Source organism: Streptomyces sp. NBC_00554, assembly GCF_041431135.1.
In the GTDB taxonomy this organism is placed as follows: domain Bacteria; phylum Actinomycetota; class Actinomycetes; order Streptomycetales; family Streptomycetaceae; genus Streptomyces.
The window spans coordinates 8,724,957-8,744,421 of sequence record NZ_CP107799.1; the positions used below are offsets into that span (position 1 = coordinate 8,724,957).

Genomic DNA, 19,465 nt, shown 5'->3' on the forward strand with positions numbered 1-19,465 from the left:
CGCAGCGCGTGCCGCACCGGAGTCGGGCAAGGTCACAGACCGGTGGGCGGGGGCGGCGGTGCCCCGGCTCCGCTGGAGGTGCCGGCCGAGTTCGGTGCCGGCGGTGCGCCCTGCGGCGGTGGTGTCGAGGTGCCTGCGCCGGGCTGCGACATGAAGCCGCCGCCGCTGGAGGGCGATCCGGAACCGCCACCCTGTACGGGTGCACCGCCGAACTGACCGCTGGTGTCGTCACGGAGGCTGGTCGGCGGAGGCTGCACGGCCTTCTCCAGACCGCTCTTGATCCCCTCGCCCCCGGACGACGCGGTGCTTGAGCTGCCGCCTTCCTTACCGGTCTCCGGCGTGGGGTTGGCGGCAATGTCTCCGGGGAAGCCGTCAGGAACGGAGTCCGGGCCCTGGGGAGCGGCGCCCGCTCCGGCCGCGGCACCGCCACTTCCGGCGGTGGCGACCGCGGCGGCGGCCTTGCGTCCGGCGCGTTCAGCGTGCTGACGGGCCATCTGCGCGCCGGCTCCACCCGAGCGGTGCAGGGTCTCGGCGTCGGAGCCCTCGGAGGCGGCCCAGTGAACGAACTTGAACGTGGCGTAGGGGCACAACATCACCAACGCCAGGATGACGATGCCGGCCATCACGTCGGCGAGGGCGGCGATGCCGTCCTTCGCTTCGGTCTTGCCCATCGCGGCGATCCCCAGGACGAAGATCACGGTCATCAGCAATTTGCTGACCACGAGGGTGGCGGTGGCTTCGATCCAGCCCTTGCGCCAGCGCCGGGCGACCTCCCAACCTCCACCGGCTCCAGCGAAAACCGCGAGGGTGACCATAACGAGGATGCCGACCTTGCGGACCATCATCACGCACCAGTAGAGGAAGGCGCCGATCGCGGCGCCGACGCCGACGAAGACCGTGACCAGCCAGCCCAGGCCGGACAGGGAGGCGATCTGGTCCACCTTGACGATGCGCCGCACCGCCGTGGCGATGTCCAGATGGGCGGCTTTGAACAGTCCGTCGGACAGGGCGTCGACCACTTCGATGGCGACGGTGGTGAAGGCGATCGCGGTGAACGCGAACAGCACGCCGGTGGCGGTGCCGGTGAATGCCTGGACGAGCGCTTGGCCGTTGCGGCGGATCGCGGCGCGCACGAGCTGGGCGCACAACGTGGCGACGAGGACGACCAGGCCGATCGGCAGGATCATCTCGTAGTTGTCGCGGAACCACCCGGCATTCAAATCGACCTTGGTGGTGGTGTTGACCGCCTCGGCGGCCAGGTCGGCCGCGGCTGCGGCGAGTTCGCCCGCGCTCTTGGCCATCCAGTTGCCGATGGCCTCGCCGGGGTCGGAGGCGAAGTCGACCGCGTCGCCGACGGCGCAGAGTTTGTCCGCGAGGGGGAGATCGCAGAAACCCAAGGGGAGTCACCTCTCCTTTCTCAGGTGGGCGTGGGGTCGTGTCAGGGCACGACGTTCGGGGCGATGGAGACCAGCGAGCAGTTCGTGTTGGGGCGGCATTGCACGGCGAGGGTGATGGAGCGGTCCTCGGCGCCGGCCCCGCCCTTCTTCCAGACGATCTGCTGCTTGCCGGTGACGGTGACGGCGTAGATGTACGCCTTCGTGATCGCCGACGGATCGTCCGCCAGGGCCTGCTTGAACGCCGAGGGGTAGTGAGCCTCGGGCACGGCTGCGGTGGCGTACTGGTCCTGGTCGGCCATCCGCGACCACAGCACTGGATCCGGGACTTGCGCGGCGATCGAAGACCAGTCGGCGTACTTCGTCTCCGCCGTCAGCCATGCCTTCATCCCGGCGAGCTGCTGGTCACGGCTGGTGGTGCGGGTGTCGTACGACCACAGCATCGCCGCGGCGGCCTGGGCGAAGGTGAGCGGATCGGCCACCGGCGGCGGCTTCGCCACCGAACCGGCCCCGGCAGAGGCCGTCGGGCCGGCGGACGCGGAGGTACTGCTGCTCGGCCCAGAGGACGGAGCGGCAGCCTGGCTGTCGCCGGCTGTGGTGCCGCCGGTGACCAGGGCGACGACGACGGCGAGGGCCAGCAGGACGGCCAAGCCGGTCGCGATGACCGTGATGCGCTGGCGGGTCGACCAGCCGAGGCCGTATCCAGACAGAGAGGGGAATCGATTCGGCATCAGTGGACCTGCGACCCCAGGGCGGAAAAGAACGCCACGACCCCGTTCGCTGCACCGAGACCGAGGGCGGCGCCCGCCGCGACGACCGCACCCTTCTTCCCGTTGGCCTCGGCCTGGTGGCCACCGGTGTGGTGGCCCCACGCCCACACGCCGAGGGAGACGGCGAGCGCGCCGACCACGGCGACGATCGCGAACAGGTTGATCGAGTTGACGACGTTCTTCAGCACGGCGAGGCCGGGCAGGCCACCGCCCGAGGGCGTGATGCCGGGATCGTAGGCCAGGTACTGCACGGTTTCGAGCAGATGCAATGAGGCTCCTTGGGCACGCCGAAACCCGGCGCGCGGGAATCACAGAAAGAGGGGAGGGACGAGGCGACTGCCTCAAGATGGAGGGCCGACAGCGAGGCGGGAAACGACTGGCCCGGGGTGGCGCCCGCGAAGGGGCGGCGTGGTGCGCACGAGGACACGCAGGCTTCGTGCCGAGGCCGGGGCGAGGCCACAGACCGGGCCGGTGCTGCTGTCGACGCTGCTTGGGCTCAGGCTTCGAACCGGCTGCCGGGGAGCCTTACTTCGGGATCGACGGCTTCGGCGCGGGGTTGCTCTTGTAGGGGTTCGCGCAGTCGTAGATCATGTAGCCGCGAATCTTCTTGCCGTCGGACTTCCGGGTGACGGTGCCGCGGGTGTACCAGGTCTTCTCGGCCTTCTTGTACGCCCACTGGTCGTAGACGACCTTGTCGTTCCGGTAGCCGATGCCCACAACCGTGGACGTCTTCGACGGGGCCTTGCGGACCTTGACCGCACTGCAACTGATCGTGGTAGTGCCGGTGTCGGCTGCCTGTGCCGTGCTGGCGGTGGCCAAGCCACCAGCGGCGACTGCCAGGCCCAGAGAGGCTGCCGTGAGGGCACGCTTGGCGCGGTGGCGGGGTATCAAGTAGATCTCCGTGGTGTCAGGGGAAGGGGAGTGGGCAGGATGCTGTCCTGCCGGGCCGTTCGCGGGGAGTGCGGAAGAGGCCCAGGGGGTATCCCGGTCAGGGGTGGTGCGCGGGGGGCTGCCGCGCCTCGACCGGGGGTCAGATGACGCGGCGGGCAGCGAGGATGGCCCAGTCCGCGAGCGGCGTGATCCGAACTGGATTTCCAGTTCTGGGCGCCTCGATCGCGAGTCCCGAGCCGATGTACATGCCGACGTGTTCGGGGCGGGCGGCGCTGCCGCGGGAGAAGATCAGGTCACCGGGCTTGAGTGCCTTGGGAGACACGGCCTTGCCCTCGTTGATCTGCGTATACGTGGTGCGGGTGAGCTGGACGCCGGCGTGCGCGTACGCCTGCTGGGTCAGGGAGCTGCAGTCGCAGCGGCCCATCGGGTCGGGGCCGTGCGGCGCGGTGCAGGTGCCGCCCCACTGGTACATCGTGCCGAGCTGCGCCATCGCCCAGACGATCGCCTTGCGCGCCCTCGGATCGGCGTCCTTCGGGATCGAGTAGCCCTTCGGCACCGACCCTTCCGGGATGGTGCCGTACCCGGAGCCGTCCTCGGTCGCCGCACAGGACGCGGTACTGGTGGTGGTGTTCGTCTCCGTGGTGTCCTGGTCGGCGTCGGGGAACGTGGCGGCGATCGCCTTCTGCAGTGCGGTCGCCAACTCCTCCCAATCGGCGTAGGCGTCGGGGTAGCCGGAGCGCTGGACCTTCTGCGCGGCCTGGGTGACGGTCAGCTGCTGCCAACCGTCCACCGCGAGAAGCGCCTTGTAGAACTGCTCGCTCGCGTAGACGGGGTTGTGGATCTCCGTAGCGGTGCCCCAGCCCTGGCTCGGCCGTTGCTGGAACAGACCCAGCGAATCGCGGTCACCGGAGCTGAGGTTGCGCAGCCGTGATTCCTGCATCGCGGTGGCGAGCGCGATGATCTGGCCCTGCTTCGGCACGTGGAGGCTGATCCCGGTGGCCACGATCGTGCGGGCGTTGGGGATCTGCTCCTCGGGCAGGGACAGGCCCTCGACGTGGACGTCCTTGGCGGACGCACCGTTGAGGATCTTGGTGACCTGCTCAACGACGGCGTCGGTGTCGACATCGCCCACGCAGCTGAAAGACGAGTAGGTGGTCTGGGCGGCCTCGCTGCTGGTGGCCATCAGCATGGCCGTGCCGGCGAGGAGGAGAGGGGCGAGGACGAAGGCGCCGATGCCGGCGACTGCGCCCTTCAATCGGGGACGCCTCCCGGCAGGCGGTCACGGGCCGGGGACCGGTGTGCGGGCAGGGGTGGGTAGGGCGATGTCACAACGAGGTCCTTGGTGAAGTCCCGGCGGCGCGTGCGTCGTTGAGGAAAGGGCGCGACGGCCGGGTGGTGGGTAAATCGGGGCCCGGGTGCACGTGCGCGAGTTGCCGCTCGCGGCACAGGGCGTCGGGTCAGGTGTGCCAGGACATGGGGATACCTCCACGAGCGCAGGGGCGGGGATGTGCCATCGGCGGTGTTCGCCGGGCAGTTCCAAAACAGTAAGGGCGGATCCCCGGTTGCCGAAATCGTGTCCGATCAAGGCTCTGGTTCGGGGTTTTCGGCGGTGATAGCGCTCAACCGGGGATCGTGCCCTACAGTTTTGGCTCCTCCTCCCGCCCCTCCCGCTGCGCGGACCGTGGTGCCTTCCTGCCCGCATTCGGTCCCGTGGGTTATCCGGGCGGGCTGGAGCGCCTCTCCCTCATCTCACCCGACCCGAATTGGGGTATCTCTTTGCCTTTTTCCCTGCACCAGGGCGACGCGCTCGGCGTCCTCGCCGGACTGCCGGACGACTGCGTCGACTCCGTCATCACCGACCCGCCGTACAACTCCGGCGGTCGGACGGCCAAGGAGCGCACGTCCCGCAGCGCGAAGCAGAAGTACACCTCCGCCGATGCCGCGCACGAGCTGCCAGACTTCACAGGCGAGAACATGGATCAGCGGAGCTACGGCTTCTGGCTGACCCAGATCATGACGGAGGCGCACCGGCTCACCAAGGTCGGTGGCACGGCGCTCCTGTTCACCGACTGGCGGCAGCTGCCGACCACCACGGATGCCATCCAGGCCGCCGGCTGGCTCTGGCGCGGGGTGCTCGCCTGGCACAAGCCGCAGTCCAGGCCCCAGAAGGGGCGTTTCACCCAGAATTGCGAGTTCATCGTCTGGGCCAGCAACGGGCCGATCGACGCTGCCCGCAATCCCGTCTACCTGCCCGGCCTGTACAGCGCCTCGCAGCCGTCGGGCAAGAGCCGGCAGCACATCACGCAGAAGCCCGTCTCCGTCATGCGTGAGCTGGTGCAAATCTCCCCGCCGGGCGGCACGGTGCTCGACTTCACCTGCGGCTCGGGCTCGACGGGGGTCGCGGCCCTGCTGGAGGGCCGCGATTTCATCGGCGTCGAGAAGACCAAGCACTACGCCGACATCGCAGAACAGCGACTGTTGCAGGCGATGCAACAGACCGCAGGGCGCGAGGCCTTCGTTCTCGCTGGTCCGGAGGATTAGCGAAGACGTGAGCGGGGAGAGCCTGGAGCACTCGATCAGGAGATATGCCGCTTGCACGGTTGGGTGCAACGATGTTGCGTTGCATGCATCATCCGGAGGGTGTGGTGAGCATGATCGAGGCTCGGGGATCGGCGTTGTTGGTGCTGGCGGACGGTGAGGTGCCGCTGGATCCCGAATCGATGGTGTTCCGGGCGATGTTGGAGAGCTGAGTCTGCCAGCAGTGGGCACGTTCCTCGACGAGTGGGTGATCATCGAGCCGCGGTTGGCGCTGGTGCGCGGCGAATGGTGGCTGTATCCGTGGCAGTGGGACGCTGGCGGAGGCGTTCATCAGCGATCTCCGCTCGGGTCCGCGGCCGATCGCGGTGTCCACGGCTGCTGCTGGTACGAGATCGCGCGATGAATACTCTGCGCGTACCTGGCCGACGCCCGCTACCAATGAGGCCGCGTGCATTCGGATAGGTACGGAGAGGTTCCAGAGGGACACAAAGCACCCACGGCAGGAGCTGCTGGCGGACTCCCTCAAAGCCCTCTCCAGCCTCGGCTTACACCCGGTGGCAGACAGGAGCCGTGCGAGCGGTGAGCGGAGCGAGCCACCTCGAACCCGTGGGTCTACTCAGCTCAGGCGCCATCGACCGGCGCGTCCTCGATTCTCCCCCTATCAGTGGCACGCTGGCAGACATCTGCGCCGTCCGCCGCAATCGGGGAACGTACGATGTCGCCTCGAGCCCTTGCTTTCTGGCTCACGAATGCTTCGCCGCGCGCCGTCACGCCGGAGGACGTGATCCGACCGCGGCGCGTCGCCACTTGTAATACCCGGGTCCGGCTGGCCGCGCCACTCCCGAGGGCTCGGACCGCAATCCAGGCCGAGGCGGTCACGAGCACAGCCAACACACCGGCCAGCGTCCAACTCCAGCGGCTGGTCACCATGTTGATCACGATGCCGATCGCTGTGCTTGCGACGACACCACCGATCGCTATCGTCTTCGGGCCTGGTGATGGCATGACGATCCCCCTCATGGGCCGCAACCACGCCAGAATAGCCCCCCGCGTACCTTTTCGCGCACTGTGTGCCGGAGGAATTTCCGGCCGGGGACAACTCTCCCCGCATGATCGATACTCCAGGCTGACGTAGTTCTCCCGGGAGCGTATAGTCATTGAACCGTTATGACATGAATCCTTTTCATGGTCCACATGGAGTTCCCAGTGACTGTACGAGTGACGCTCGGGACGAAGGCGGAAAGTCTCAGCCGAGTATCGGCCTTGCTGTGCACCGGTCGCGTTTTGCCCCTCATGTACTTCACCGTTGCCGAGTGGCGTGCCAAGCGAGACCAGATCATCACCACGATAACCGACTTCGGGGAACACGGTCAGCCTCTAATTATCCGGAGCAGTACCGGCCGCGAGGACTCCGCGCGGTATTCGGCTGCTGGCAAATTCCTGTCCATTGCTGGAGTGAAAGGGTCGAAAGTTCTAGGCGCAGCGATCGACTCGGTGATTGCCTCTTACGGCACGTGCCCGGACGACGACCAGGTTCTCGTCCAGCCGGAAGCCAGCGGTCTGGTTGCCAGCGGAGTGGCCGCTTCGTGCGATCCCAGCACTGGAGGTCCGTATTACGTGGTGAACTGGGCGGACGGTTCTGAGACCTCTGCTGTGACCGGTGGCGCTGACGCCGCGCTACGCACTTGGTACCAGGTCTCGCACAATGTCACTGTGGATCCTCCCGAAACCTTCCTGAAGAACGTCGTTGAACTTGTCGCAGAATTGGAGGAGCTCACCGGGATTCGGCACCTGCAAGTTGAATTCGGCATCGATAAGACTGGATACCCTATTCTCTTTCAGGTCAGGCAACTGGCCAACGTGTCGACAAGTATATCTGTGCAAAGCCATCGCGATGCACTGAAGAAGGTCTACCAATGCTTCCGTGATTCCTCCTTAGGTAATTCGCATCCTGGGGTTATCGGCCATCGAAACTTATACGGCGTCATGCCGGATTGGAATCCCGCAGAGATCATCGGGATCCGTCCACGCCCGCTGGCTCTCTCCCTGTACCGCACTCTCCTTACGGACCGGGCCTGGTCTGCTGCACGCAGACGCTACGGATATCGCGACATCGACGCTCCCGCGCTTATCAACTTCGCGGGCTCACCGTACGTCGACTGCCGCGTGAGCTTCTCCTCCCTCGTTCCCGCAGACCTCAACGAAAGACTCGCCACCCGGCTCGTTGACTACTACGTTGACCGTCTCGACTCCTTTCCGCACCTGCACGATAAGGTCGAGTTCGATATCGCCTTCACCTGCTATACCTTCGACCTCGACACGAGACTCGCGTCATTACGCGCGGCTGGGTTCGATGCGAACGACTGCCATTCGTTGTCGCGGAGTCTGCATGCACTGACCCGGAACCTCCTGTCCGGCTATGGGCCTTGGCACGATGACCAGCAAACCGTCAGGAGACTCGCTCGGCGCCGCCTCGATGCCGCACGTCAACCAGCCCACTCGGCGTCTCGAATAAAACGGCTGCTCAATGACTGCATGCGCTTCGGCACAGTCCCGTTCGCAGGACTCGCGCGAGGTGCCTTTATCGCCACGCAACTCCTGTCGAGTCTGGTGGATGTGGACGTCCTCTCCCCGGCAGATCGCCTAGCCTTCTTCAGTGGGCTTCGGACCGTCGCCGGAGAGATGTCCGAGGAGTTCCACCAACTGACTAAGGAGGATTTCCTTCTGCGATATGGACACCTGAGGCCCGGAACTTACGATATCCTGTCAGCGCGATACGATGAGACACCTGACGTATACTTCAACTGGCAACGACGCGAAGCGCCGAAGACGCAGCAGGGAGAGTTTCGCCCGTCGGTTCCGCAGATAAGAGACATAGCGGAATTGCTGATCGGGGCAGGCTTCTCAATCACTCCATCGAGCTTTCTATCCTTTCTGGGCACGGCGATCAAGGCCCGTGAGATCGCCAAGTTCGAGTTCACGCACAATCTCAGCGACGCGCTGCTTTCCCTCAGGTTGATGGGCGAGCAGATGAACATCGGCCCAGACGACCTGTCATACGTGAATGTGCCCGCGATCATGCAGATGAGCGATGATATCGCCCACAACGCCGCACTGGTCAGAGCAGCAGTAGATCGTGGCCGGGCGGCCTACGAGATAACGGCATCAATAGCGCTACCTCCCCTCATCACTTCATGCGAAGACGTCTGGGGATTTGAGATGCCACGCACGCAACCGAATTTTGTGTCCCAGCGACGCGTGATTGCCCCAGTGGCACGGGTGGCTGAAGGCGATCCCATTGAAGGCCGCATCGCTTTGCTCGTGAGCGCCGACCCTGGCTACGACTGGATCTTCACCCATGGCATTGTCGGTTTGGTCACCTGCTACGGAGGAGTGAATTCCCATATGGCGGTCCGGGCGCAAGAACTAAACGTGCCCGCCGTGATTGGAGCAGGCGAGGCAAGATTTCACCATTGGGTCGGTGTTTCAACCTTGGAGATCGACTCCGCAAATATGTCCGTGCGAGTCATCGCATGAGGCTCGTCGGCATCACTCAGCGCGCGCTTCCACCAACCCAGTTCGACGAAAGCCGCGACGCGCTGGATGTCCGATGGCCGGTATTTCTGGCCGCTTGCGGCCTGGCGGGTATCCCGCTCCCGAACGTGGCCAAAATTGCTCTCAAGACTGCCGACTGCTTCACACCGAGGGGCATCATCCTCACCGGTGGCGACGACTTGGCAGCCTACGGAGGGAACTGTCCGCACCGTGACGAAACCGAAGCGCAGCTTTTGCGATGGGCTCTCGCACACGAGGTGCCCGTCCTGGGGGTGTGCCGCGGGATGCAGGTGATCCTTCACGCTTTCGGATCCGTTCTCTCGCCCGTGAGCCGTCACGTGGGAACCCGCCACAGGGTAGAGGGTGAGGGGGTGAGCAGGACAGTGAACAGCTATCACCGATGGGCAGCCACTGATGTCAAAGAACCGCTGTTCATCCTTGCCAGGCATGGTCACGTCATCGAGGCGATTCAACACAGGTCGGCACCGGTCATCGGCGTGATGTGGCATCCGGAGCGGGAGAGCGCCCCGAGCCCGCAAGACGTTGCCCTGTTTCGGGAACTCTTCCTAGGCTCGTCATGAGAGCCGTCATCCTCGCGGCCGGTCGAGGGCGCCGGCTGGGCGAGTACACAATGGATCGGCCCAAATGCTTGATCGAGATTGCCGGTGAAACGCTGCTCGTCCGGCAGATCGCTGCCCTTTCTGCCGCTGGAGCGAGTTCCGTCGCCGTTGTCTCGGGATGGCGCGGAGACGGCTTCGAAGGCCGCGGACTCACCATCTTCCACAACGCGGACTGGGCACAGTCGACGATGGTCCAGTCTTTGTGCTGCGCACAAGAGTGGCTGTGCTGTGACGATGTGCTCGTCAGCTATGGCGACATCGTCTATACCCCGGACGCAGCTTGCCAGTTGGCTAGGGTTGAGGCACCGATCGCCATCACCTACGATCCTCACTGGCAGGATCTATGGGAGCGCCGTTTCGCAGACCCCTTCGTAGATGCGGAACGGTTTCGCCTGAATGCCGATGGATCAGTTGCCGAGATCGGTGGGCGAGCCAGGACGCCAGCCGAAGCGACCGGACAATATATGGGATTGTTAAAATTGACGCCGTGGGGCTGGGCCGAGATCGAGAGGGTCAGAGGCGAATTACCCGGCGAAGAAGCTGCAACGCTGGACATGACGGGTCTGCTGAGTCGGGTGGCTCAAGCGGGGCGTGTACCTATCGCTGCTGTCCGGACCCCGGGTCCCTGGTGCGAGTTCGACCATCCTCACGATGTGGCGGTTGGTGCTGACATTGTGCGTAAGATTGATGCATTGCGTCGGATTTCCTTGGACCGGGAGATATAATAGTAGAGGATCACCGCATCCTGATAGGCGGAGAGCTGAGCAAAGTTCTCATGATAGATGACGTCAGCTCGTCGGTTCGATTCCGACAGTCGAACGCGATCCCGCTCATCTACCACCTCCATAGTGCGCACAAACTCGGCGTATCCCTGCGGAGAAGTTGCGGTCAGCTTGTGCACGTCATGGAGTCGCCGATACCGAACTCCAGGTGGTGCATCCAGATAGAATTTCCACCTTGCATTGGGAACGATCAGTGTATTCGCATCGCGTCCTTCGATGACCGAAGGCTGCTCCAGCGCGAGCTTTTGCTGGCATCCGAGTAAGGCAGTGCGCAGGGCCGGGTCCTGGGCTATCTCAGAGGTCAACGGAAGGATGGACGGGTCGGAGACCTCGTCGGTGAAGTCGGTGCCGTCGACGTGTATGCGCAGGGAATCAGCCGCGGTAGAGAATGTGAAGCTAGACGTGCGAGCCACTCTGCAGGCAGCATCGGCTCGTTTGCCCGGCTCGGCATGTCTCACCATGAGCGCTACCGTGCGGTACATGAGTCCAGTGCTGATGCACGCGCGTCCGAGGAGCCGGGCCAGCTCAAACGCCACCGAGCTCTTACCAGAACCTATAGGCCCGTCTATCGACACGACGTCTGCATCTTTCATATGCGGCACGACACTCTCCGAGGTTCGTCAACTTATATCAGTCTGTGAAGTCCAAATTCACTCCCGCGTGCTCCAGTCTTGAACGCAACAGAGTCACCGTGTATCCGGCGACTGATTCCAGCCTCATTGCCTTGCGTATTCCGTAGGACAGGCTGAGGGACGCCTCGAAAGCATCGTCAAATGTCCGCACGGCGTTCTCAATCTCTACGAGGTTCGTCTCGTACGCCGTCATCGAATAGCCGACACCGGTCGTTGTCACGAGTGAGTGGATTAGCAGGGAATTCCCTATGATGAACTGCCCTGCCAGCCGATTATGAGTGTCGACCGCGAACTGCAAATTTTGATAATTTTCACTGAAGCGCTGGAGTTGCTCTATAAGGTCGAACAGGCGGTGCTGAAGCCGACCTTCGTCATACCCCCACGACGAGAGCACCATGGGTATGTCCAGAGAGGCGAGTATGCGCACATCGTAGTGACGCCGGATGAGCTCCGAGATGAGCTCCCGTTCACGCAACATCAGGGCGTCGTAGTCGTTGGCGCCAGAAGTCTCACGACTCGATGAGAACGAGGTGAACAGGCCAGCCAGTCGGATCGTAGACCGTTGCGCGCTGTTCCGGCCTACGGCAAGGAGGCGTTCAAGGATGTCCACATTGACCATGGCTCGTTCGTTAACCTCCGAGATCAGGCGGCGCTCGATTCTCAGCCCAAGATCGCTGGGCAGCGCCGCCTCACTGGCCTCGGGATACGTCCGCAGAGCGGGAGGAAGCACGATGAATGTATCGCCCACAACTATGCGATTGTCCGCAATGATCGAGTTCCTCGTGCTACGCAGTGTGACCCGCCTATCGGACATACTGATCACCGTTCGAGGTTGTCGTTCGCCCATGCTTCCCACTTCCGCAACTCTTGCACCAGGAGTATCTTGTGCATCGCTCGCGGCTCGTTGTGATGCTCCTAGTGTCGCACAACGGATAGCGCAGACGGCGGCCACTTTTTCGCCTGCCTGAGTGGTGTGCCGAGAGCTCACATTCCGGTAACGTTGTGCATGTGACCGTAAAAGGTGTGATTTTCGATTTCGCCGGAACCTTGTTCCGGCATGACCGCGAATCAGAGTGGCTCGAAGGGCTGCCTGCATCGACGGATACCTGGGACTCGGAGAAAAGGGAGAATTTCCGGAGTCGCTTCGCCACCCCCGCCCGGTTGAGCAAAGACTTGCCGACGGAAGCGCGAGTCGCATGGGAGAAACGCGATCTGCATCCGGAGTTTCACAAGACCGCTTACCTGTCTCTACTGCAGGCTGCAGGAGCCTGTGAGCCCGGTGTGCCTGAACTCCTATATCAACGCCTGATCGATCCATTGTACTGGAAGCCTTACCAGGACACCCTCCTGGTGCTACGCAAGCTGAATGATATGGATATCCCGGTCGTTGTTGCCAGCAACATCGCCTGGGACATTCGCACCGTCTTCGATCTACATTCGATGACCCATCTGATTTCCAGCGTTCTCATGTCCTACGTGGAGGGGACAGTCAAGCCCGATCCGCAGATGTTCCTTAGCGCCTGCGAACGCATGGCGATCGCTCCGCAGGACACACTGATGGTCGGGGACGATGAGCAGTCCGATGGCGGCGCGGCCGCCCTAGGCATCCACGTGAAGATCGTTTCCCCGCTGCATCCCAAAGACCGATCGAGTGCACTGCTCGCTGCCATCGCAGCCCACGGGCTGGTCTAAACCACTGTGCATGCTCGTGAGTGCTGGGAACAACGGTGAGGCCGCAGTTGGCCAACCCCTAGTGCGCGTGCGTGGGGCAGCTGCTCTACGTGACCGTCGGCTATGGCTATCGCTCATGGCTGGCCGGCATATGTCTCCTGGTCCTGGCCCTGCTCGGCGCACTGACCTTCAGCGCTCATCTCCCCTGACCCTGGTGACGCCGGGCGAAGGCACCCCGCTCCAGGCCCTCGTCCACACGCTTGACCTCTTGAGCCCCATTGGGGGTCTGGGTCAGCGCACGGCCTGGCACTGGACGGACGACAGCCGCCGGGCACTGGCCTACGCACTGATCGCCTTGGGCTGGGTGCTGACGACGGCTGTCGTCGCGGGCGTGACCCATACCGTGCAAAGGAAGTGAGGGCCGTTCCTGGCCACAGGAGAACCGGGTGCTGCTGGTGGCTGTGACAGACGCATCAGCCTCACGCTCCGCCCGCTCGAGCCGCTGTTCGGCATGGATCCGACGCTGCGTCGCGTGTCGGAGAGGAATACCGCCGGAGAGGAATATCCACACTCCACCGGTAGCCGACCGGCTCACCGAAACGCTGCAACAGATCTTGTCCCAGGACGACTTGACGCTCACGTCCTGAGCCCTGTGGTGCAGCGCGGCACGGCCTGTGGTGCGTGGCCCGTCATCCCATGGCCGCGCCGCGCGCGGCATTAGAGCAGCACATTCCCGGTTACCGAAACCGGGGATTCTCCGGATGGTTTGAGCCGCAATTCACGCCCAACGGCTGTGGCTCAAGGAGGCCCCTTTTCGTGCCTGAATCCATAAACCCCCCGGAGGACGGGGAGACGGAACCGGTCCGGCTGCCGGAGTCCGATCTGGAGAGCATTGAGGCGAGCGTCCGCAAACTGCTGGACCAATCCGCCGAGCAGGCCCGCCAGCTCGACAGCCTCTCCACCGCACCACCGCCCTCGGACTCACCGTTCGGCGCCTTCGGCATACCGGGGTTCGCGGGCCTGCCGCCGCAGCCCGCCCCTCCGGAGCCCCGCCCGATCCTGGAGTTGGAGGGCGAGGAGTACGAGGACGAGCTGGACTCGTTGAGTGACTGGGTCGATGACTTCCTCGTCCGGGTCTACGGGGCGGAGGTCACCACGGCCGCCCCGTGGTGCGAGCAGTGGCAGGAACACGCCGACGTCGTCGCCTGGCTACACGCCCTGTGGCTTTCCTACCAGCAGCACAAGGATCCCGAGGCCGGGCTGTCCGGCCTGTTCGTCTGGCACCGGGACTTCCTCACCCACGCCATGGCCACCGTCAGGGCTGCCGGCGGGCCGCTGTCTGCGTGCATGACCGATCCAGACCGGCCCGCCCACCGTGTGCTGCCCGGCCCACCACCGTCGAGCCGGAATACCGCCGCCACTGAGGAGTCCGAGGAGAACGGCGAACCTGTCCAGGGGGCCGGATGAGCGGCGACGACCGGCCGGCCTTCGGTCTCTCCTTCGACCCGCGAGCCCTGAACGACCTTCTCCAGGCCCCCGCAGACATCCGCGACCTGGCGCTCGCCCAGCTGCAGGACGTCGTCAATGCCCGCCTGTTCGGCGCCAAACTCACCCGCGATCTCGCCGGATGCCGCAAGGTCTACGTCGATCACCGCAACGCGTGGCGCATCGTCTACGCCCAGCGGCCGGCGCCTGCGAACTCCACGCACACCACCGAGATCCACGTCGTGGCCGTCCGCCCGCGCCAGGCGCACGACGTGTACGACACCGCCCGCGGCCGCCTCGGCATCACCCGACGGCCCCTGGGCGAGCGCACCCACGCGGCCCGCACCCGCTCGCCTCAGCTGGGCGCGCGCCAGCCCATCCCCAAGCCAGGACCACCGCCCTACGTGATGCCCGGCCTTCCCCGCCCCGCACTGCCACCGACCCTGAAGGGCCCCGTTCGTTGACGCAGTTCCCCACCTTGATCGACCAGCTCGCCGCCGCCGTACTGGCGCCGGCCCAGGTCACCGAGAACCCGCACCACCGCGCCATCCTCGACGTGTTCGTCGAGATCCAGGACCTCGACCGGCAGCTCGCCGACCTGTCCGGCGCAGAACGTCCCGAAGGCGTCAGTGCCACCGAGCAGCTCGACACGCTCACCGACCTGCTGATCGAACGCATGGCATCCGGAGCCGAGTTGAGCGCGCTGCTGTCCACCTCCTGCTGCTGCTGCTGCGCGGATGCGTACGAGCCCGCACCGCCCAGCGAGTACGAGCCGGTGGAGGACGAAGAGCCCGACTTCGATCCGGACCTCGATCCCGACTTCCAGGGTTTCGACGACTTCGAAGACCTCGACGACCTCCACGAGGCCACGTGCGAGGAGTTCCTGGCCTGCCCGAGCCGGCCGAGGACGATCGTCCACGCCTGCCTTGACGTCTTCGACGTCCTGGGCGCAGATGAGTATGTGAGCACCGCGGAGCTGGTCGCGCGCCTGCGCGAGCTGCCCAGCGAGGCCGATGGACGCTGGCGCTACGCCGACCTCACTCCGATCCGGCTTGCCCTGCTCCTGCGTCCCTACGGAGTTCAGTCCCGCAAGCCGCGCGCCGCCGACGGCAGCCGCTACCGGGCCTACCGGCGAGGCGACCTGCTGGCGGTCCTCCCGGGCTGCTCCTGCTGACCCACCCCGCCCTCGCATGTACCCGCCCGGTGACGGCGGCGGACTGGGACCTGGTCGCCGCCTTCCACGCGCAGTGTTCCGAACAGAACCTGTTGCGCCGCTGGGGCCGTACCCGTCTCACGCCCCGTGACCTGACACGGCTGCTTGCTCAGGCGCAGTGCTGGATCGGACTCAACGCGGACGAGCGGCCACTGGCCCTCGTCTGCGTCGGGCCCGTCAACCGGGAGCCGGGCGTCGTCGACCTCGGACTGCAAGTCGCCGACGAACGCCACCGTCAGGGCATCGGAACGGCCCTGGCCCGGCAAGCTGCCCGGATCGCCCGCACGCGCGGGGCGCACACCCTCACCGCGTTCACGCAGGCGTCCAACACCCCGATGCTCCGGCTCCTGGAACGTCTGGGGCCCACCCGGCGCACGCGCGACGGCCCCTACGTCGAGGTCCGCATCGCCCTGGACGCGGACGCCTCGGACACTCTCCCGCCCACACGAACCGCTCCGAGATGACCGCACCCCCCGCACCCTCGCCAGACCGCCACCCGCGCACCGTGCTCGACCACCGGATCGAGAAGGCCGTGGGTTGCAGCATCGAGAAGCTGTGGCGGCACCGCGAGGACGGTCTCCTCGACGCACCGCACGCGGCCCTGGCGGACGCCCAAAGCGACCTTGTTAGGGCCGAGCGGGACGTCACCTTCCACCGTGCCCGTCTCGCCCGCCTGGTTTCCGGCGAATTCCCCGTCGATCAGGCACTGTTCGCCCGGATCGAGCGCACGGTCGACCAGCTCGCGCACGCCATCGACGAGCGCGACGCCCAGCAGGCCAACGCCGCCGCCGCACTGGAGCCGATCGAAGCCAACGCCCCGCGGCAGGCGCCACGGCAGGTGCCGACGCAAGACTTCGCGGCCCTGCTCGCCATCGCCCAGGGCGCCAAGCTCCACGAGAACCTCCTCACCCACCGGCTCGCCGTGGCGACCCCCTCCCGCACCCGCATCTCCTACGCCCAGCTGCAGCGCCTGCAGGCGAACGGCCTCGTGGACCGCGACACCTCCCACCCGGTGCACGCCGGCCAGCCCGTCACCCTCACCGACGCCGGCCGGGCCGTCCTTGCCGCCCCACGCCCCGCAGGCCCGCCCGGCACCACACCGTCGCCCCGGCCGACGGCATCACCAGCCCCCGCACACATGCGCCGCTGAACAACTCAACACGCCCTGCCCACGGCGCCGATGGCGTCGTCGCACCGAAAGCACCGATGCCCACCTCCGAACCGGATTTCCGCCTCGACGGCTACGAAGCCCTCAACGACCACGTCGCCGACCAGTTCTGGCAGCACATCACCATCGAGCAGGACATGCTCACCCTGCTCGCCGAGCACCACACCAAGGACGCTGAGCACAGCTTCTACGTGATGCACAACCGCGCCGTCACCTGGGGCATCCCGGGCGAACCGCAGCTGATCGCCCTGCACCTCAAGCGCGACACGGCGGCGCGCACCTTCCGCTTCACGCACAAGGAACTGCCGCTGCCGTCCATGGCCCAGTCCTGGCTGATCGCCCGCGGCTGCCCCGAGGACAAAATCCTCCTGCCCGACGGCATGGGCACTACCCCCGCCAACCAGGCCGCCCGCGCCCTGGAAAAGCGACTGCGCAGCGACGGCGACCGTTTCGCCCTGCTGACCAGTTACACGCACGACACCGAGCCGATGGAGACCACCGTGCTGCTGCGCGCCATCGCCCAGAAGGCGCCGCTGCCGTTCCGGGTACTGCTCGAAGAGGTCGACACCGACGCGTGGACGCACACCCTGCGCGAGGGCGCTTTCGCTACCTTCGAGGCAGCCACCCAGTGGTGGGAATCGCACTGGAACGGCGAGGCGATCCCGCTGCCCGCCGCGTCACCGCCAGCCCGCCACACCACCGCTCAGAGCGTCCCCGCGCTGCCCGCGCACCCCGCTCCACCGCGCGGTCCGAGCCGCTGAATTCGCGGCTACCCACCCGCTCCGCCCTTCCCTGACCGGTGAAATACAACCTGTCCTGGGCGAGATGGCGCGGAACATAGCACGCAATCCCCGGTTACCGAAACCGGGGATTCTCCGGATTCTTTGTCTCGGCCCGCACGGCACCAGCCAGGGTCCGTTTCCGCATTCCCTTCCCCGTTCTGTGGAGGCCAATTCCCCATGCGTGCCACCCGCGTAGCCGTCTCCGCCGCCGTTCTCGGCGCGCTCGCTATCCCGCTCGTCTCCATCCCCACCGCCAGTGCCACAACCACCGTCAGCAGCTGCTCGGCCAAGCCGCTCCCGTACACGGTGCACACGAAGGCTGTGACGATCCGCTCCAAGGCGTCCTCCAAGTCCACGGCGCTCGGCATGCTCTACCGAAGCCACAAGTTCACCGTCCACAAGAGCAGCGGGAACTGGCGCTACATCACGGACAAGACCACCGGCGTAAAGGGGTGGGTGTCCGGAACGTACGTCTACCGCGACGTCGCCATGTGCCTGGACTAGCAGACCGGCCCGCAATTCCCCTGTCCGGAATCCGAGTTCGCGAACTGGCTCCCCACCGACCGGATTCGCAGTTCAGCATTCCCGCCCCCGAAAACGCGAATGAAAGGAGCCTCTCCGTGCCTGAGTTCAGCGAGGACGTGATGGGCGTCGTCACCGAGCGGATCGAGGATCGCTTCCAGATGCCCCTCGCCGATCTGCGCCGGGCAGTCAAGGCGGCACCACAGGCCAACCCCGATGCCACCAGTGTCGTGCACTGGTACGGCCTGCTCGCCGAAACCCAGGACGCACTCGAAACCGCGGAAGACGCGCTCGTCGAGGCGCTCGGTACCCAGCCGGGTGAACTCGACGACCCCGTCATGGAGTTGGCGCACCAGGTCAACTCCGCGGTCACCGCACGTGACGGTCGCGCCATGGTCGTGAACTACCTCCTCGACCCGCACGCACCTGGCAAGCGCGGGCCCGGCGCCTGGCGAGGTGCCAGCCCCGCCGCGCGCCGTGCTCCGGCGCTGCCCACCTCGGCGCCCGCGCTGCCCGGCGCGCGGGGTATCCCGACGCGAGGTGTGACGCGATGAGCGTCATCGACAAGTCCACCAGCCGCGACACCGCGCTGGAGGAGGCGTTCGGTGCCTGTGTCGCCGAGCTGTATGCGCAGGCAGCACACTCCGAGGTCTGCGCCGCACTCCGCCGCGCGCTTGAGCTGCGCAGCTTTCTCGCAGTCGCCGGGGAACAGGTCGCCCGCGTACGTGACCGCGTCCACGACGCCATGTCCTCGGCCCGCGACCTGGGCGAGCTGTCCGCCGATGACCTGCGCTGGGACGCCCAGTGGCTGGAGGCGGCTCTGGCCGGCCGTGACGGCTACGTCGCCGCCCTCGACGACCTCCTGTTGACCATGCCCGCTCCCGATCAACGCCCCGGGCATCCGGTGCAGTTCGCCCAACCGAAGATCACCGCCGCTGCTCCGCCCGCCCCGGCAGCCCGCCGTGCCGGGGCGGTGCGGACCCGCCGCCCCTGAAAGCCACGCCGATTGCCCCAGCCCGACGCCACCGCCCGCACCATCTCCGAAGTCATCGCCCAGCGCATCGAGGCGCTGTTCGGACAGCCGCTCGCCGAGCTCGAAGCCCTCGCCGACGACGCCCCCGATGCCACCCTGCTCGCCGCGCTCACCGGCAGTCACAGCGACCTGGCGCTCGCCGAACGCAACATCGCCTTCCAGATGGAAAGGCTGCGCGAACTCACCTCCCCTGAACGGGAGATCGGCCGCTTCACCGCCGGCCACATCCTCGACTGCGCCCGCCGCGTCGCCGAGTCCGTCGCCACCCGCGACGCCTACGCCACAAGCGTCGGCGCGGTCCTGGGAGGACTGCGCCGCGCATCGGCCCCGGACACCCAACTGCCGGCTGTGCCCGTACCCGCCGCCCCGGTGACCGCCACCTCCCGCACCCGCTGATCTGCCCGCACCG

At 65.9% G+C, this 19,465-nt stretch carries 26 protein-coding genes; 18 read left to right on the forward strand and 8 right to left on the reverse strand.

Annotated elements, in window-relative coordinates; genetic code table 11:
* Positions 1 to 32: 32 nt before the first annotated feature.
* The 5 genes from OG266_RS38545 to OG266_RS38565 form a co-directional block, all read right to left on the reverse strand.
* Entirely contained in the window at positions 33 to 1,397 is a 1,365-nt protein-coding gene (locus tag OG266_RS38545; RefSeq protein ID WP_371551426.1) for an ATP-binding protein, read from the reverse strand.
* A gap of 41 nt (positions 1,398 to 1,438) precedes the next feature.
* A complete protein-coding gene (locus OG266_RS38550) occupies positions 1,439 to 2,125 on the reverse strand; it encodes a hypothetical protein (RefSeq protein ID WP_371551428.1) in 687 nt (228 codons plus the stop codon).
* Entirely contained in the window at positions 2,125 to 2,433 is a 309-nt protein-coding gene (locus OG266_RS38555; RefSeq protein ID WP_033530972.1) for a DUF6112 family protein, read from the reverse strand. Before OG266_RS38555 ends, OG266_RS38550 begins: the two co-directional genes overlap by 1 nt.
* A gap of 256 nt (positions 2,434 to 2,689) precedes the next feature.
* Positions 2,690 to 2,983, reverse strand: coding sequence for a hypothetical protein (locus OG266_RS38560; RefSeq protein ID WP_371551431.1), 294 nt, complete (start codon positions 2,981 to 2,983; stop codon positions 2,690 to 2,692).
* A gap of 211 nt (positions 2,984 to 3,194) precedes the next feature.
* Positions 3,195 to 4,310 (reverse strand): C40 family peptidase, encoded by a 1,116-nt coding sequence (locus OG266_RS38565; protein WP_371551433.1) that lies wholly within the window; start codon positions 4,308 to 4,310, stop codon positions 3,195 to 3,197.
* A 521-nt stretch (positions 4,311 to 4,831) separates the two neighbouring features.
* Between OG266_RS38565 and OG266_RS38570 the strand changes: the two genes are divergently transcribed.
* The 3 genes from OG266_RS38570 (at position 4,832) to OG266_RS38580 (ending at position 5,996) form a co-directional block, all read left to right on the forward strand.
* Positions 4,832 to 5,596 carry a site-specific DNA-methyltransferase gene (locus tag OG266_RS38570; RefSeq protein ID WP_371551435.1) on the forward strand — a complete coding sequence of 255 codons (765 nt, stop codon included), beginning with the start codon at positions 4,832 to 4,834 and terminating at the stop codon, positions 5,594 to 5,596.
* An 83-nt stretch (positions 5,597 to 5,679) separates the two neighbouring features.
* Positions 5,680 to 5,805 (forward strand): hypothetical protein, encoded by a 126-nt coding sequence (locus tag OG266_RS38575; RefSeq protein ID WP_371551437.1) that lies wholly within the window; start codon positions 5,680 to 5,682, stop codon positions 5,803 to 5,805.
* An 11-nt stretch (positions 5,806 to 5,816) separates the two neighbouring features.
* The gene (locus OG266_RS38580; protein WP_371551439.1) at positions 5,817 to 5,996 is read left to right on the forward strand and encodes a hypothetical protein; all 180 of its coding nucleotides are present in this window, start codon (positions 5,817 to 5,819) and stop codon (positions 5,994 to 5,996) included.
* Positions 5,997 to 6,214: 218 nt separating this feature from the next.
* Here the strand turns inward: OG266_RS38580 and OG266_RS38585 are convergent, their stop codons facing one another.
* Positions 6,215 to 6,598, reverse strand: a complete 384-nt coding sequence (locus OG266_RS38585; RefSeq protein ID WP_371551441.1) for a hypothetical protein — start codon at positions 6,596 to 6,598, stop codon at positions 6,215 to 6,217.
* 201 nt (positions 6,599 to 6,799) lie between these two features.
* Between OG266_RS38585 and OG266_RS38590 the strand changes: the two genes are divergently transcribed.
* From OG266_RS38590 to OG266_RS38600, 3 genes are read left to right on the forward strand one after another with little or no spacing between them, the layout of a single operon-like run.
* On the forward strand, positions 6,800 to 9,130 hold the full coding sequence (locus OG266_RS38590) for a PEP-utilizing enzyme (protein WP_371551443.1): 2,331 nt from the start codon (positions 6,800 to 6,802) through the stop codon (positions 9,128 to 9,130).
* Positions 9,127 to 9,729, forward strand: coding sequence for a gamma-glutamyl-gamma-aminobutyrate hydrolase family protein (locus OG266_RS38595; protein ID WP_371551445.1), 603 nt, complete (start codon positions 9,127 to 9,129; stop codon positions 9,727 to 9,729). The genes OG266_RS38590 and OG266_RS38595 overlap by 4 nt, the downstream gene beginning before the upstream one ends.
* Positions 9,726 to 10,493 carry an NTP transferase domain-containing protein gene (locus OG266_RS38600; protein ID WP_371551447.1) on the forward strand — a complete coding sequence of 256 codons (768 nt, stop codon included), beginning with the start codon at positions 9,726 to 9,728 and terminating at the stop codon, positions 10,491 to 10,493. Before OG266_RS38595 ends, OG266_RS38600 begins: the two co-directional genes overlap by 4 nt.
* Here the strand turns inward: OG266_RS38600 and OG266_RS38605 are convergent.
* Both OG266_RS38605 and OG266_RS38610 read right to left on the reverse strand, forming a co-directional pair.
* Positions 10,415 to 11,143, reverse strand: a complete 729-nt coding sequence (locus OG266_RS38605; protein WP_371553111.1) for a d(CMP) kinase — start codon at positions 11,141 to 11,143, stop codon at positions 10,415 to 10,417. The genes OG266_RS38600 and OG266_RS38605 overlap by 79 nt on opposite strands.
* 37 nt (positions 11,144 to 11,180) lie before the next feature.
* Positions 11,181 to 11,930, reverse strand: coding sequence for a hypothetical protein (locus OG266_RS38610; protein WP_371551449.1), 750 nt, complete (start codon positions 11,928 to 11,930; stop codon positions 11,181 to 11,183).
* Between the two features lie 260 nt (positions 11,931 to 12,190).
* Here OG266_RS38610 and OG266_RS38615 point away from each other — a divergent pair, with 260 nt between their 5' ends.
* The 12 genes from OG266_RS38615 to OG266_RS38670 all read left to right on the forward strand — a co-directional run bounded on the left by OG266_RS38615 (position 12,191) and on the right by OG266_RS38670 (position 19,452).
* Positions 12,191 to 12,874, forward strand: coding sequence for an HAD family hydrolase (locus OG266_RS38615; protein WP_371551451.1), 684 nt, complete (start codon positions 12,191 to 12,193; stop codon positions 12,872 to 12,874).
* Positions 12,875 to 13,121: 247 nt separating this feature from the next.
* Entirely contained in the window at positions 13,122 to 13,271 is a 150-nt protein-coding gene (locus OG266_RS38620) for a hypothetical protein (protein WP_371551453.1), read from the forward strand.
* A 398-nt stretch (positions 13,272 to 13,669) separates the two neighbouring features.
* Complete coding sequence (locus tag OG266_RS38625; protein WP_371551455.1) at positions 13,670 to 14,320, forward strand: DUF4913 domain-containing protein; 651 nt, start codon at positions 13,670 to 13,672, stop codon at positions 14,318 to 14,320.
* Positions 14,317 to 14,802 (forward strand): hypothetical protein, encoded by a 486-nt coding sequence (locus OG266_RS38630; protein WP_371551456.1) that lies wholly within the window; start codon positions 14,317 to 14,319, stop codon positions 14,800 to 14,802. Before OG266_RS38625 ends, OG266_RS38630 begins: the two co-directional genes overlap by 4 nt.
* Positions 14,799 to 15,512 (forward strand): DUF3631 domain-containing protein, encoded by a 714-nt coding sequence (locus tag OG266_RS38635; RefSeq protein WP_371551458.1) that lies wholly within the window; start codon positions 14,799 to 14,801, stop codon positions 15,510 to 15,512. The genes OG266_RS38630 and OG266_RS38635 overlap by 4 nt, the downstream gene beginning before the upstream one ends.
* Before the next feature lie 29 nt (positions 15,513 to 15,541).
* Positions 15,542 to 16,015, forward strand: coding sequence for an N-acetyltransferase family protein (locus OG266_RS38640; protein ID WP_371551459.1), 474 nt, complete (start codon positions 15,542 to 15,544; stop codon positions 16,013 to 16,015).
* Positions 16,012 to 16,701: a hypothetical protein gene (locus tag OG266_RS38645; RefSeq protein ID WP_371551461.1), complete on the forward strand. Its 690-nt coding sequence runs from the start codon at positions 16,012 to 16,014 to the stop codon at positions 16,699 to 16,701. Before OG266_RS38640 ends, OG266_RS38645 begins: the two co-directional genes overlap by 4 nt.
* A gap of 56 nt (positions 16,702 to 16,757) precedes the next feature.
* Positions 16,758 to 17,480 (forward strand): hypothetical protein, encoded by a 723-nt coding sequence (locus OG266_RS38650; RefSeq protein WP_371551463.1) that lies wholly within the window; start codon positions 16,758 to 16,760, stop codon positions 17,478 to 17,480.
* A gap of 198 nt (positions 17,481 to 17,678) precedes the next feature.
* Positions 17,679 to 18,005: an SH3 domain-containing protein gene (locus OG266_RS38655; RefSeq protein ID WP_371551465.1), complete on the forward strand. Its 327-nt coding sequence runs from the start codon at positions 17,679 to 17,681 to the stop codon at positions 18,003 to 18,005.
* Between the two features lie 116 nt (positions 18,006 to 18,121).
* Complete coding sequence (locus OG266_RS38660) at positions 18,122 to 18,577, forward strand: hypothetical protein (protein ID WP_371551467.1); 456 nt, start codon at positions 18,122 to 18,124, stop codon at positions 18,575 to 18,577.
* Positions 18,574 to 19,017, forward strand: a complete 444-nt coding sequence (locus OG266_RS38665; RefSeq protein WP_371551469.1) for a hypothetical protein — start codon at positions 18,574 to 18,576, stop codon at positions 19,015 to 19,017. The genes OG266_RS38660 and OG266_RS38665 overlap by 4 nt, the downstream gene beginning before the upstream one ends.
* Positions 19,018 to 19,029: 12 nt before the next feature.
* Positions 19,030 to 19,452 (forward strand): hypothetical protein, encoded by a 423-nt coding sequence (locus OG266_RS38670; protein ID WP_371551471.1) that lies wholly within the window; start codon positions 19,030 to 19,032, stop codon positions 19,450 to 19,452.
* Positions 19,453 to 19,465 lie beyond the last annotated feature (13 nt).